The sequence below is a fragment of the Mammaliicoccus sp. K-M42 genome (assembly GCF_022386375.1).
In the GTDB taxonomy this organism is placed as follows: domain Bacteria; phylum Bacillota; class Bacilli; order Staphylococcales; family Staphylococcaceae; genus Mammaliicoccus; species Mammaliicoccus fleurettii.
The window spans coordinates 61,127-74,418 of the sequence record NZ_JAJNIS010000003.1 but is presented as its reverse complement, the minus strand read 5'-3'; the positions used below and the strand labels follow the sequence as shown (position 1 = coordinate 74,418).

The 13,292-nt window shown below is 31.0% G+C and carries 14 protein-coding genes; 10 read left to right on the top strand and 4 right to left on the bottom strand.

What is annotated here, in order from left to right; translation table 11 throughout:
- Positions 1-187 precede the first annotated feature (187 nt).
- Positions 188-1,357 carry an acyl-CoA dehydrogenase family protein gene (locus LQ668_RS03115; RefSeq protein ID WP_218702850.1) on the top strand — a complete coding sequence of 390 codons (1,170 nt, stop codon included), beginning with the start codon at positions 188-190 and terminating at the stop codon, positions 1,355-1,357.
- Positions 1,358-1,406: 49 nt separating this feature from the next.
- On the opposite strand, the gene LQ668_RS03110 is transcribed toward LQ668_RS03115, so the two are convergent.
- Entirely contained in the window at positions 1,407-2,345 is a 939-nt protein-coding gene (locus tag LQ668_RS03110; protein ID WP_078357006.1) for a DMT family transporter, read from the bottom strand.
- A gap of 145 nt (positions 2,346-2,490) precedes the next feature.
- Between LQ668_RS03110 and LQ668_RS03105 the strand changes: the two genes are divergently transcribed.
- Together LQ668_RS03105 and LQ668_RS03100 are read left to right on the top strand one after the other, a co-directional pair.
- Positions 2,491-2,862: a YbaN family protein gene (locus LQ668_RS03105; protein ID WP_078357005.1), complete on the top strand. Its 372-nt coding sequence runs from the start codon at positions 2,491-2,493 to the stop codon at positions 2,860-2,862.
- Between the two features lie 173 nt (positions 2,863-3,035).
- Complete coding sequence (locus tag LQ668_RS03100) at positions 3,036-3,971, top strand: ABC transporter substrate-binding protein (RefSeq protein WP_107510010.1); 936 nt, start codon at positions 3,036-3,038, stop codon at positions 3,969-3,971.
- A 577-nt stretch (positions 3,972-4,548) separates the two neighbouring features.
- Here LQ668_RS03100 and LQ668_RS03095 read toward each other — a convergent pair.
- Both LQ668_RS03095 and LQ668_RS03090 read right to left on the bottom strand, forming a co-directional pair.
- On the bottom strand, positions 4,549-6,057 hold the full coding sequence (locus LQ668_RS03095) for a sodium:solute symporter family protein (RefSeq protein ID WP_078357003.1): 1,509 nt from the start codon (positions 6,055-6,057) through the stop codon (positions 4,549-4,551).
- A 30-nt stretch (positions 6,058-6,087) separates the two neighbouring features.
- Positions 6,088-6,957, bottom strand: a complete 870-nt coding sequence (locus LQ668_RS03090) for an N-acetylneuraminate lyase (RefSeq protein ID WP_078357002.1) — start codon at positions 6,955-6,957, stop codon at positions 6,088-6,090.
- 152 nt (positions 6,958-7,109) lie between these two features.
- Here LQ668_RS03090 and LQ668_RS03085 point away from each other — a divergent pair, with 152 nt between their 5' ends.
- The 5 genes from LQ668_RS03085 (at position 7,110) to LQ668_RS03065 (ending at position 10,685) form a co-directional block, all read left to right on the top strand.
- Positions 7,110-7,793 carry a FadR/GntR family transcriptional regulator gene (locus tag LQ668_RS03085; RefSeq protein WP_218702852.1) on the top strand — a complete coding sequence of 228 codons (684 nt, stop codon included), beginning with the start codon at positions 7,110-7,112 and terminating at the stop codon, positions 7,791-7,793.
- On the top strand, positions 7,766-8,431 hold the full coding sequence (locus tag LQ668_RS03080) for a FadR/GntR family transcriptional regulator (protein ID WP_239775898.1): 666 nt from the start codon (positions 7,766-7,768) through the stop codon (positions 8,429-8,431). Before LQ668_RS03085 ends, LQ668_RS03080 begins: the two co-directional genes overlap by 28 nt.
- 9 nt (positions 8,432-8,440) lie before the next feature.
- Entirely contained in the window at positions 8,441-9,301 is an 861-nt protein-coding gene (locus tag LQ668_RS03075; protein WP_115337166.1) for an ROK family protein, read from the top strand.
- A gap of 71 nt (positions 9,302-9,372) precedes the next feature.
- On the top strand, positions 9,373-9,924 hold the full coding sequence (locus tag LQ668_RS03070) for a biotin transporter BioY (RefSeq protein ID WP_078356998.1): 552 nt from the start codon (positions 9,373-9,375) through the stop codon (positions 9,922-9,924).
- A 14-nt stretch (positions 9,925-9,938) separates the two neighbouring features.
- Positions 9,939-10,685 carry a GNAT family N-acetyltransferase gene (locus LQ668_RS03065; protein WP_078356997.1) on the top strand — a complete coding sequence of 249 codons (747 nt, stop codon included), beginning with the start codon at positions 9,939-9,941 and terminating at the stop codon, positions 10,683-10,685.
- A 92-nt stretch (positions 10,686-10,777) separates the two neighbouring features.
- Here the strand turns inward: LQ668_RS03065 and fdhD are convergent, their stop codons facing one another.
- A complete protein-coding gene (fdhD, locus tag LQ668_RS03060; protein WP_107510153.1) occupies positions 10,778-11,578 on the bottom strand; it encodes a formate dehydrogenase accessory sulfurtransferase FdhD in 801 nt (266 codons plus the stop codon).
- A 263-nt stretch (positions 11,579-11,841) separates the two neighbouring features.
- On the opposite strand from fdhD, the gene modA reads away from it, so the two are divergent.
- Positions 11,842-12,609: a molybdate ABC transporter substrate-binding protein gene (gene modA, locus LQ668_RS03055; RefSeq protein ID WP_078356995.1), complete on the top strand. Its 768-nt coding sequence runs from the start codon at positions 11,842-11,844 to the stop codon at positions 12,607-12,609.
- 11 nt (positions 12,610-12,620) lie between these two features.
- Complete coding sequence (gene modB / locus LQ668_RS03050; RefSeq protein ID WP_107509234.1) at positions 12,621-13,289, top strand: molybdate ABC transporter permease subunit; 669 nt, start codon at positions 12,621-12,623, stop codon at positions 13,287-13,289.
- Positions 13,290-13,292 lie beyond the last annotated feature (3 nt).

Genomic DNA, 13,292 nt, shown 5'->3' with positions numbered 1-13,292 from the left:
TTTAATCACTTAAAATAAAACGCAAAGTCTGATAATCACATGAATCATCAGCTTTGTTTTAAACTGTCGACAAAGTCTCCGATTTAGTTGGCAGTTTTTCTTTTGTTAAAAACTTATCAATATAGTCGGATTAATATTGAAAGCAATTAAGTACAATGATAAAGTGTTATTAAGGAGTGTGGACACAATGAGTAGAGATTTATTTATTAAAAATGAATTCCAGAAAAAATGGATAGATAAAATAGAAGATCATAAAGAATCATTGCAAAAGTATGCAGAGAAAAATGATTTAAATTCAGAATTTCCATATGAAAATATTAATTGGTTAATTGAAGAAGGATATACTAAAATTGTACTTCCAAAATCTTACGGCGGAGAAGGTGCAACTCCAGAAGATGTCGTATTATTTCAAGAAACATTAGGTAAAATAGACGGTGCAACAGCTTTAGCAATTGGATGGCATATGGGAGTAGTTGGCCAAATCTATCAAGAAAAATTATGGACTAAAGAATTATTAGACGAATTTGCAAAAGAAGTTGTGAATGGTGCGATTGTAAATAGAGCCGTAAGTGAAGCGGAGACAGGTAGCCCTACAAGAGGTGCGAGACCAAGTACAAACGCTGAACATAAAGGAGACCATTATATTATAAATGGTGTTAAAACTTTTACTACAATGAGTCAAAGATTAACACACTTTTTAGTAGGAGCATATGTCCCAGAAAAAGAAGCGCTTGGATTTTTCTTGATTCCTAGAGATACAGAAGGCTTATCTATTGCTGAAAATTGGAATATGGTAGGTATGCGTGCTACTGAAAGCCATGATTTAGTGTTAGACGATGTTAAAATTTATGAAAAATATTTAGTAGAAGTTGCTAATGGACCGAGAGGAAATAATATAAATCCGTGGAATCTTCATATTCCTGCAGTTTATTTAGGTATCGGTCAAGCGGCGCGTGATTATGCAATCGATTTTGCAAATGAATATAGCCCTGGAAGTATTGAAGGTGTTATAGCTGATATTCCAGCAGTACAACAAAATATCGGAAATATGGAATTAGAGCTTACTACAGCAAGACATTATATTTATAGTGTGATAGATAAGTATTTAAATCCTTCAATAACTGATGCGCAAATAGATGTTGAACTCGGTGTAGCTAAACATGTTGTCGTAAATCATTCAATCAAAATTATAGATATTGCAATGAGAATCGTTGGTGCGAAAAGCTTACAAATGGAAAGACCATTACAAAGATATTATAGAGATATTCGTGCTGGATTACATAATCCGCCAATGGATGATGTCACTATTACAAAATTAGCTAAGAAAGCACGAGAAGAAAGAAATAACATTCAATAATAAAAAAGACGAAAAATTAACATTAGATAATTTTTCGTCTTTTTTATTATTAAAAGTCACTATTTTGTTGTGCTTTTATCCTTTTTTTACGTCTAGGTTTCATTCCAATTGACATATAAAGAACGACAGCGAGAATTACAATCATACCGGCAAGTTGATATATCCCGAATGGAACCTTTAACCAAAGAACAGAAGAAATAACAGCTGTTACAGGTTCAAGTACACCAAATAATGCAGTAGTTTGAGGGCTTATATACTTTACACTTTCTAAATACATCCAAAATGCAAACATCGTTCCGAAAGTAATTACAAAAGCAAAGTAAATAGCACCTCTCAAATCTAGTAAATGCCATGGAAAAGAAAAATCTAAGTTGATTAAAGATAACGCAATTCCACCTATAAACATTGACCAGCCAATAACAACAAGTGATGGCCAATTTAAAAATAATTTCACTGCGTAAACAGTGTAAAAAGCAGCAGCACAAGCTGTTAACAATCCCCACACAATTGCATTTGGTGGAACAGATAATGTAGAATAATCACCATTCGTTAAAAGTAAGCTAGTACCGAATAAAGAACATACAATTATAATAATATCTGCCCATCTAAATTTACTTTTTCTAGTTATTAGTAAATAAAGTAATATAACAACTGGCGCTAAAAACTGTAATAGTGTGGCAATAGCAACATTTCCCTTATCAATCGTAGCCATGAATGTGTATTGTACCCCTAACATGCCAAATAATGCATATATGATGAGTTGTAATAATGAATGTTTAACTTTAAAAATATGTGTTAAATGCTGTTTTTGAATAAATTTAGCAATTAATAATAAGAAAAAGCCACTCAAAATTAAACGCTCTGCTACAAATAAAGAAATAGGTAAGCCATATTCAGTAAATAGTTTCTCTGTAACAGTGCCACCTAACCCCCAAAATGTAGCACCAAACATAACGAGCATGGTACCTTTTAACTGATTATTTTGCAATTATGGTCCCTCAATTCTGAATGATGTTAATTAACTAATTTTAGCATTTGGGATATTAATAAACAATAAGTTGCGATTTTTTTACTTGCAATTATAGATACCACATTCTTATAATGAAGGTATCAGTTTGAAGAGAGGTTACCACATGAAGTACGTGTTAATATCGGTAGGTACAATTGCAACAGTTTTAGGTTTTATAGGTGCAGTTATGCCTTTATTACCAACAACACCATTCATATTATTGGCAGTATTTTGCTTTGCAAAAAGTTCAGATAGATTCCATAAATGGCTTGTAAGTACGAAAGTATATAAAGAATATGTAGAAGATTTTCAAAAATATAAAGGGTATACATTAAAGAAAAAATTCGAACTACTAATAAGTGTATATATCGTAGTAGGCTTTTCAATTTGGATGATTGATCATTTATATATAAGAATTGGTTTGTGCATTATGCTGTTTTTCCAAACAGTTGTATTATTTACATTTGTTAAAACATTGCCAGCTAAAAATAAATAATTTTTATTATCTGTCGTTGAAGCGGTGTAACTTAACTTTACGATAGATTTTTTTTTGAAAATTTTTAGTAAATAAGTTTTATAAAAATTGAAAAATGTTATTGCTATAACATAATAACAGTTATATAATAAACAAAGATGCGAATGATATTCATTATCAATTGGAGGACAATTATGAGAAAACTTTTAACGTTAGTTATGGCTTTAGCATTGATAGTTGCTGCTTGTGGTAACAAATCAGATGATAAAGAAAGCAATAGCAAAACTAAATCAAGTAAAGAAACAGTAAGTTATAAATTAGACGACGGGAAAAAAATAGATATACCGAAAGAACCTAAACGTATTGTAGTTTTGGCACCATCATATGTAGGTGGATTATTACATTTAGGAGTTAAACCAGTAGGCGTACCGGCTTCAACAGATCAAACACCAATTCTTAAAGATAGAATCAAAGGCATTAAGAAAGTTAGTGAAGACAATGTTGAGCAAGTAGCAGAATTGAAACCAGATTTAATCATTACATACAATTCAGATAAGAACTTGAAGAAATACGAAAAAATAGCACCAACAATTCCATACGATTACGTAAAACATAATTACCTAGATATGCAAGTAGAACTTGGTAAATTAGTAGGTAAAGAAGACAAGGCTAAAGAATGGGTAGAAAAATGGAAAAAAGAAACAGCAAAAGATGGAAAAGAAATTAGAGAAAAAATCGGTGAAGATACAACAGTTTCAGTTATAGAAGCATTTGAAAAAGATATATATACTTATGGTGAAAACTGGGGTAGAGGAACTGAAGTATTATACCAAGCATTTGATTTAAAAATGCCTGAAAGTGTAGATAAAGATGTTAAGAAAGACGGATGGAAAAAAATATCTCAAGAAGAAATTGAAAAATATTCAGGAGATTATCTATTCTTACCTTTATCAAAAGAACAACCTAAACCAGAATTCACAAAAACAGAAGCTTGGAAATCTATACCAGCAGTTAAAAATGATAAAGTAATTGAAATAGATGCAGAAACATTCTGGTATAACGATCCATATTCATTAGAAATGCAACGTAAATACTTGAAAGAACAGTTACTTAAAAAAGCTGATAAATAAAAAATATAAGTTAGAATTGAGATGCTTATAAATAAATTAACGCGCATTCATTAGTTAAGCCTAATGAATGCGCGTTTTTGTATTATGTAAGGGACATAATTCCGAGAAATGTCCGTAAGACGTAGTGTCTAAGGAGCAAAATCCAGAATTCTGCTAGTAAGAACAATCTAAGGAGCACAATTCAGAATTCTGCTAGTAAGAGCTTTCTAAGGAGCACAATTCAGAATTCTGCTAGTAAGAACTTTCTAAGGAGCACAATTCAGAATTCTGCTAGTAAGAGCTTTCTAAGGAGCACAATTCAGAATTCTGCCAGTAAGAACTTTCTAAGGAGCACAATTCAGAATTCTGCCAGTAAGAACTTTCTAAGGAGCACAATTCAGAATTCTGCTAGTAAGAACTTTCTAAGGAGCACAATTCAGAATTCTGCCAGTAAGAGCACTCTAAGGAGCACAATTCAGAATTCTGCTAGTAAGAGCTTTCTAAGGAGCACAATTCTTCTTACTCCCAATATTAGAAAATAACAAAACAGAGAAAACCCTAGGATTTTCTCTGTTTTGTTCTATTTATTAATAAAAATTTATTTAGTGTCTTTTACATACTGATCGTTAATTGTATAGATTGTTAAACCTACGATATTCTTATTATGTTTTGAGAATGGTAAGCTTGCTAAATATCCTACGATAAATGCTATGAAGAAACCAATAACTGATACTGTAAATGGTGTGATTTCTGTTTTACCGATAAAGTAAGATACGATTGCTGCTACGATTAATCCGATAATAACGCCATACGAATTTGCTCTTTTAGTAAAGATACCTACTGCAAACACACCGGCAATCGGTACACCGAATAATCCTGTTACAAGCAAGAATAAGTCCCATGTTTCATTTGTTTCTTGATTGATTAAATATAATGAAGCTATTGTACCAAAAATACCTGCAATGATAATAACGATTCTTGCAAATAATACATCATGTTCAGAGTTATTATTTTTAGAAAAACGTTGTTTTAAATCGACAATGACACACGCTGAAATTGAATTCAAACTTGATGAAATTGTTGATTGTGCTGCTGCAAATATTGCTGCTATTAATAATCCACCAACAAATGGAGGGATTTGTGTAAGTATGAAATATGGTACGATTGCTGATGTGTTAAACCCTTCTGGTAATGTTGATACATTATTATAGAAGGAATACAATACTGTTCCCATTCCATAGAAAATAGGAATTGTTATAAATGCTAATATCCCATTTGTCCATAATGATTTATTTGTTGATGATACTGAACCTGTTGTTTGATAACGTTGAACGATATCTTGACTGGCAGTATATTGATGTAAGTTATTAAATATAGAACCAATGAATATAATTGGAATTGCAGCCGCTGCTGTTCCGAATTTCCAGTTGTCTACAGAAATTAATTTTTTGTCTTGCATCGCTTCTTGAGCTACAGTTGCAAAGTTTCCATCGATTTGAAATGCACCAAGGAAGATAACAGCAACTGCACCACCAATTAAAATAATACCTTGTATAACATCGCTCCAGATAACCCCTTCGATACCACCCAAAAATGTATAGACCATACATAATAATCCTACTAATGCAGCGATTAAATATGGGTTAATATCTGAAACAGATGTAATGGCTAGTGTTGGCAAATAAATAACGATTGCAACACGACCAATGTGAAATAAAGTAAATGCTAATGATCCAATGACACGTAATACTATACCAAATCTTGCTTCTAAATATTCATAAGCTGTTGTAACATCAAGCTTTCTGAAAAATGGAATATAGAAATATATAAGCAAAGGTATGATAGCGATAATAGCTATGTTCCCAGCTGCGTAAGACCAATCCGTATTGAATGCTCTTTCAGGTGTTCCCATATATGTTATAGCACTTAAAGTAGTGGCATATATTGAGAAACCTACAGCCCAAGCAGGGATCCTTCCTTTAGCTTTAAAGAATGATTCTGTATCTTGTCCGGCTCTCTTTGTGAAGTATACGCCGACTAATAATGTTGCTAATAAATAAATGATTAATGCTATCCAGTTTCCAGTACCAAAACCTACTTCATTCATAGTATGACATCCCCTTTGTTCATCAATAAATTATAAGTTGTATTTTGAAACGAGTTCTTTAACTTTTTCTAATGAAGCATCATCTAGAGGTGCTAATGGACGTTTAACAGCTCCAGCTTCAATTCCTTTAGTTGAAAGAACAGCTTTTAATGTTGGATAGATACCTAATGCAAGTACTTGTTCTATAATGTCGTTTGTTTCATGTTGAATTTTGTATGCTTCTTGGATTTTGCCTTCTTTTGCCAAATTAAAAATTTGTCTCGCGCGTTGACCGTTAATATTGTATGTAGATCCAATTGCACCATCAACACCTGAAACAGCTGCTTGGATAAGCATTTCATCAAATCCAGAAAGTATCAGTTTATCAGGGAAAGCTTTTCTAATTCTTTCTAATAAGAAGAAATCAGCTGCAGTGTATTTGATTCCAATAACTTTTTCATTTTCGAATAACTCTTCAAATTGTTGAATGGATAAGTTAACACCTGTTAAAGCAGGTATTGAATAAATAATCATATCGTTTCCAGTAGCTTCAATTATTGCATTGTAATAGTATTTAATTTCTTCAAAGCTAAATGGATAATAGAACGGTGTCACTGCAGATAAAGCATCATAACCAAGTTCAGTTGCATATTTACCTAACTCAATTGATTCATTTAAATCTATTGCACCAACTTGAGCAATAAGTGTTATTTCATTGCCAACTTCATCTTTAACGATTTCAAAGACTTTCTTTTTTTGAGTAGTATTCATTAAGAAATTCTCTCCAGAACTACCATTAACGTATAATCCATCAATTTTTTGTTCTTCAATATTTTGACGGATGATTTGTCTTAAACCAGATTCTAAAATATTTCCCTCTTCATCAAACGGTACTAGTAAAGCAGAATATAAACCTTTCATTTTAAAAACTCCTTTTTATTTATATATTGATAATATTGTCAGACCAATTTATAATCATATTGTAAGCGAATACAATTACGTATGTCAATCGTTTTTATTATTTGTAGAGTTAATTATGATAAAATAAATTATTAAAGAGGAGGTAGTAAATCATGATGAACAGAACATCGTTAGTTGATGTAGCAGTTGAAAATTTAAAAGAATATATAACTGAACATCAATTTAAAAATGGAGATAAACTGCCTTCAGAGAAAATGCTAATCGAGCAACTTGGTGTTAGTAGAACTGTAGTGAGAGAAGCAATTAGTCGATTGCAACAAAGTGGGCTTATACAAGTTAAGTCAGGAAGTGGAATGTTCATTACTGATAAAAACAACCATTTATCTATGTTGTTTGAATCTCATATGAAAGTACATGGCTTCAAAATAAAAGAATTGTTAGAAGTCCGTAAAATATTAGAGTTAGGTGCGATACGATTAATTATCGAGAATAAAATTCCAATCGATGCAACGAAACTAAGAAATATAAACGAAATTTACTATAATGCACTTGAGCAATCTCAAAAATTAGCTCAATATGATTCTGCCTTTCATGAAACGATTATTTTATTTACTGACAACCAGACTTTAATTACGATGAGTAAAGTAATTAAAGAGTACTTCGATAAAAATCAGTTTAATCAAATTGTTGATAAAGAGGATATTGAAAAGTCTTATAAAGAGCATGGTGAAATTATACAAGCGATAGAATCAAGAGATTTATCTTTAGCACATGCAATTATTAATAGGCATCTGTCTCGAGTTATTGAATGGATAGAAGAATTGGAGCAAAAATGATGAGTAAATTAAATAAAATAGAAGTTCAAAGTTTAAAATCTCAAGTCTTACAAGAAATTAAGCAATATATTTTAGATAAAGGTTTAACTGAAGGAGATCGATTGCCAACAGAAAGGGCATTTACAGAAATGTATGGCGTAAGTCGATCAGTTGTGAGAGAAGCTTTGAGTTATCTTGAACATACAGGTGTAACAGAAACAGTACAAGGAAGGGGAACTTTAATTAAAGCACCAGATGTTTCGAGTTTAGTAGAAGGTTTCTTGTTTAGCTTTCAAGTCGCTAATGGTTCAAAACAAGATTTACTTTCCTTAAGAATTATATTTGAATGTGCTGCTATCGAAGAGATTGTTAAATTAGATAAAGATATAAGTCAGATGAAAGCTATCGTTAAAGAAGAAGTAAAAAATCATTATGAAAACGATAAAGCATTCCATCAATCTATCTTGCATTCAACAGGCAATATATTATTTGAACAACTGAGCTCAGTTATACAATCGTATTTCTATCATATTGAAGAAGAAGGGAAAGATATAGACTATATCAAAACGAGTGAAACACATAAACAAATTGTAGACGCCATCTCAAATAAAGATGTTAAATTGGCGAAAGAGTTGATGACACAACATTTGTCAAAATAGGAGGATACTATGAAAATTGCAATAGATATTGGAGGCACTTTTATAAAAGCTGGAGTTATTGATTCAGAACAAAATTTATATAGCTATCAAAAAGTAAAGACCCCAAATAATAAAGATAGAGGCATTGTTAAAGAGGTTATAAGAATTATCGAAACTTATAAACAAGAGTTCAACTTAAATAATCCTGATGTTGGTATATCTACTGCTGGTGTTGTAGATTCAAAAAAAGGGGAAATCACATATGCTGGCCCGACAATTCCGTACTATAATGGTACTAATTTTAAAAAAGCATTAACAGATATCGCTGGAAATGTTGAGATTAACAATGATGTTTCCAGTGCATTATTAGGTGAGTTAATTGATTACAATACTGATGTCAAATCTATATTTTTATTAACGATAGGTACAGGAATTGGTGGAGCGTATTACGAGGATAAATTATTAGAAGGTAAACAATATAGAGCATGTGAGATCGGGTATTTATTATATGATAAAAATACGGGTAAGACATATGAAGATAGAGGATCAACTACAGCATTGAAAACTTCCATTCAAGAACAATATAAGGAAGTTATTACTGTTGAAAAATTATTTAATAAAGCACACGCAAATGATGAAAAAGCTATGAAAATATTAAAAGAATGGGCGAATCACGTTGCGGAAGGTATTGCTCAAATTCAAATCATGTTTGATCCTGAACTAATTTTAATTGGTGGGGGAATATCTAAACAAGAAGAAAGACTAATTGGATTAATTGAACCGTTTATAGACGATTATCTTCCTGAAAATTATGGTCATGCAATTATTGAAACAACATCTAAAGGTAATGATTCAGCATTGTATGGAGCAGTCTCAACATTTTACAACTAATCGTTAACCTATATTTAAATGAAGTTAACAATGTGGTATAATATCGATATCTAATATTAGGAGTGAAGAAATTGAAGACTAAAGATATCGTTATGATAGCAATGTTTACAGCATTTATTTCAGTATTGGCATTTATACCACCAATACCACTACCATTTATGCCAGTTCCTATTGTATTACAAAATATTGGTATTATTTTGGCAGGTTGTTTACTTGGATATAAAAGAGGTACAACAAGTGTTGTTATATTCTTATTACTTGTTGCTACAGGTCTACCATTGTTATCTGGTGGAAGAGGTGGTTTAGGTGTATTCTTCGGACCATCTGCCGGATATTTATTTGGTTACCCAGTTGTTGCATTTTTAATTGGCTTATTTATAGATTTTAAGTGGAAGAAGTTAACATTTGCATATGCATTAACAGTTAATATTATTATCGGGGTAATATTACTAAACTTAATTGGTGGATTTTTCATGGGTGAATTTATGAACATATCAATTTCAAAAAGATACATATTAGCAGCTACATTTCTTCCTGGAGATATTGTTAAAGCAATACTAGCAACTATGTTATTATTTAGTTTAAAGAACATACCGGAAATTAAAAGGTTAAGAAATAATTAACGAGGTGAAATAACATGGTTTCATTTATAGATATAGTAACAGATGGAGATGTATTGAATGAAACAGATCGATATATCCAATATCATACTTTAGATAAGCATATTCAATATGATTCAAATAAAATAGTATACAAACTCATGCCTGATTTGGAAACATTCAAAAAAGATGAACAGATGTTAAAAAAATTACATGATCAACATGAACAACCGTTTCTAAAATTTGTCTTCCCTGAAAATCATAAGATAGATGATTCTTTAGGAGCGTATTTAAAAGAAACAGGTTATGAATATAGTTGGATCGAATTATATATTAATACTGATAAGCAATTTATAAGTAAAAATCATAATGATATTGATGTTGTAACAACTAATGAAGATAATCTTGTTGATTTTTTAAATCTTTCTTATGAGTATGATAAAAAATACGGTACAGATTATGCAAATTTAAAAATTGAAGTCAGTAAAGAACAATTAAATAAAGATAATCCTGTTCAAGTATTAGCATATTATAAAGGTAAACCAGCTGGTACATTACTTATTTGGAATCATGAAACTTATGTAGAGTTAGATAGCTTTGCTGTAAGAGAATCCTATAGAAAGTTAGGTATAGGTACAAAGATGCAAGCTTTTGTTGCAGACTTTGCTAAAGAAAAGCCAATTATATTAGTGGCGGATGGTGAAGATACTGCTAAAGATATGTACGTCAAACAAGGTTATATATATAGTGGTTATCAATATGAAGCGCTTAAAGAATATGAATAAAGACTAGAGGCTGGGACACATGAATTGTCCGAGCCTCTAATCTTTATATTGGGAGTAGATGACAGATTAAAATATGCTTATATTAAGCTTTTTCAATCTTGATTATCTGTATTGATTCTCTCTGAATGACTATAAACATTAAAGCTATCATCTCTAATAAAACCTACTGCTGTTATATTTAAGTCCTCTGCTAAGTTAATTGCTAAACTAGTAGGAGCTGATTTTGATAAAATAATACCTACACCAATTTTTGCTGCTTTAATTAATATTTCCGAGGAAATACGACCACTAAATATAAGTACTTTATTTCGTATAGGAATATCATGTTCTATACAATAACCGAATAACTTATCAAGGGCATTATGTCTACCGATATCAGAACGGTGTTCATAAAAATAATGTCCATCACTTATAGCTGCATTGTGCAATCCACCGGTTTCTTTGAATATCTTGCTTTCTGTATGTAGCTTATCCATCATGTTTATAACTTGTTCAGGACTAATGGTTAAGTTTGATTGAGATACTTTAGCAGTTACGGCATCGTTATTAAAATAAAACGCTCTACTTTTACCACAACAAGAGGAAATCATTCGTTGTGTATACTTTTTATTATCAGGATTGATTTCTTTAGTTAGTTCTACGTGGGCAAAGCCTTTAGAATCATCTATTAAGATCTGTTTAATTTCATCTTTTTTTATGATGACACCTTCTGATGCAATAAATCCAATAACGAGTTCTCTTAAATTATTTGGTGAACAAATAATAGTAGCAAACTCTTCGCCATTAATCATGATTGTGAGAGGGAATTCACTTACGTAACAATCTGTTGTATCTATAAATTTATTGTTTTTAAATTTTAAAATTGGTTGATTATAAGTCATATTATTTTTCATATATATTCCCCATTTATATATTTCTCGATAAGTTAATATTACTTATAAATGGTTGATAGTTAAAGAAAAAGAACTTTTAGCAAATTTTTATATAATAACAAAGTAAGGGAGTGTCCTTAAAGATCAATGAGAAATGCCTATTTATAAAAATTAAGATAGATTTTAAGGAGTATTTGTGAAAAAATATACACAAGGGTTTCATAAACATATTGAAAGGTGTAAATTAAGCTTATACATTCTTTACTATAGAGAGGAACAAAATAATGAAAAGATTATTAATGTTAGTAATAGCTTTATTATTAGTATTAGCTGGCTGTAACACAGAGTCTAATCAAGATAAAGTTAAAAAGGAATCTGAAAGTAAGACATTAACTGTGTCAGCTGCAGCAAGTTTAACTGATGTAACGAAAGCACTGGAAAAAGAATTTTACAAAAAACATCCTAATACAAATATCAAATTTAACTATGGTGGTTCAGGTAGTTTACGTAAACAAGTAGAAGCTGGAGCAGATGTAGACGTTATGATGTCTGCCAATACTTCAGATATTGATAAACTACAAGATGAAAATAAAGTTTCTAAAGTTTATGATTATGCTAAAAACAAACTCATTATCATAAAATATAAGAATTCTACTGTTAAAGAATTAAGAGACGTTAGCTCACCAGATAAAGTAGCTATCGGAGAAGCGAAAAGTGTACCAGCAGGTCGTTATGCGATAGATTATATGAAAAAAGAAGATTTATATGAAGGTATGACAAGTACTTTTGTATTTGCAAAAGATGTAAAACAAGTATTGAATTACGTCCAAAAAGAAAATGCTGAAGCTGGATTTGTATATGCTACTGATATGTATAAAGGAAAAGATAAAAAAGTAGATAATGTAGTTAAGTTAGCAGATGCACCATTAGATGAACCAATTATATATAGAGCAGGACTTGTTACAGATAAGAAAGAAGCAAAAGCATGGTTTGAATTTTTAAAATCTAAAGAAGCAAAAGAAATATTTAAAGCATATCACTTTGAAGGTTAGGGGATAAGACTATGCCAGATTTAACGCCATTATGGATATCGATAAAAGTAACATTAATAAGTACAATCATCGTATGTATCTTAGGTATAATTCTGGCTAAATTGATGTTCAACTATAAAGGTAAATTAAAACCAATTATTGAAAGTGTAATTATGCTACCAATTGTCTTACCTCCAACTGTTATGGGATTTGTTTTATTAATTGTATTTTCTAAAAATAAGATTTTTGGACAGTTTTTAGATGATGTGTTTCAGATTAATGTCATTTTTACATGGGTTGGTGCAGTAATTGCAGCAGTGATCGTAAGTTTACCTTTAATGTATCAACATGTTATAAATGGCTTTCAATCAATTAATCCGAAAATGCTCAACTCAGCAAGAACAATGGGAGCGAGTGAAGGTAAAATATTTAGAACAATTATCTTACCTTTATCAAAACGGTCTATCTTCTCAGGAATTGTAATGAGCTTTGCTAGAGGATTAGGAGAATTTGGTGCAACACTTATGGTGGCAGGTTACATACCAGGATTAACCAACACACTTCCTTTAGAAATATATTTCTTAGTACAAGCTGGTGAAGAACATAAAGCTTGGTTATGGGTTATTGTACTCATAGCATTTGCGGTATGCGTAATCAGTTCACTCAATTTATTAAATCAAAAGAGTCATAAGTGGGAGTAGGTA

What these genes read in the sequence shown, in the direction of transcription:
- modA (WP_078356995.1), top strand. Translation starts at nt 11,842, where the DNA reads ATGAAAAGATTATTAATGTTAGTAATAGCTTTATTATTAGTATTAGCT.
- modB (WP_107509234.1), top strand. Translation starts at nt 12,621, where the DNA reads ATGCCAGATTTAACGCCATTATGGATATCGATAAAAGTAACATTAATA.
- LQ668_RS03115 (WP_218702850.1), top strand. Translation starts at nt 188, where the DNA reads ATGAGTAGAGATTTATTTATTAAAAATGAATTCCAGAAAAAATGGATA.
- LQ668_RS03075 (WP_115337166.1), top strand. Translation starts at nt 8,441, where the DNA reads ATGAAAATTGCAATAGATATTGGAGGCACTTTTATAAAAGCTGGAGTT.
- LQ668_RS03095 (WP_078357003.1), bottom strand. Translation starts at nt 6,057, where the DNA reads ATGAATGAAGTAGGTTTTGGTACTGGAAACTGGATAGCATTAATCATT.
- LQ668_RS03065 (WP_078356997.1), top strand. Translation starts at nt 9,939, where the DNA reads ATGGTTTCATTTATAGATATAGTAACAGATGGAGATGTATTGAATGAA.
- LQ668_RS03100 (WP_107510010.1), top strand. Translation starts at nt 3,036, where the DNA reads ATGAGAAAACTTTTAACGTTAGTTATGGCTTTAGCATTGATAGTTGCT.
- LQ668_RS03085 (WP_218702852.1), top strand. Translation starts at nt 7,110, where the DNA reads ATGATGAACAGAACATCGTTAGTTGATGTAGCAGTTGAAAATTTAAAA.
- LQ668_RS03105 (WP_078357005.1), top strand. Translation starts at nt 2,491, where the DNA reads ATGAAGTACGTGTTAATATCGGTAGGTACAATTGCAACAGTTTTAGGT.
- fdhD (WP_107510153.1), bottom strand. Translation starts at nt 11,578, where the DNA reads ATGAAAAATAATATGACTTATAATCAACCAATTTTAAAATTTAAAAAC.
- LQ668_RS03090 (WP_078357002.1), bottom strand. Translation starts at nt 6,957, where the DNA reads ATGAAAGGTTTATATTCTGCTTTACTAGTACCGTTTGATGAAGAGGGA.
- LQ668_RS03080 (WP_239775898.1), top strand. Translation starts at nt 7,766, where the DNA reads ATGGATAGAAGAATTGGAGCAAAAATGATGAGTAAATTAAATAAAATA.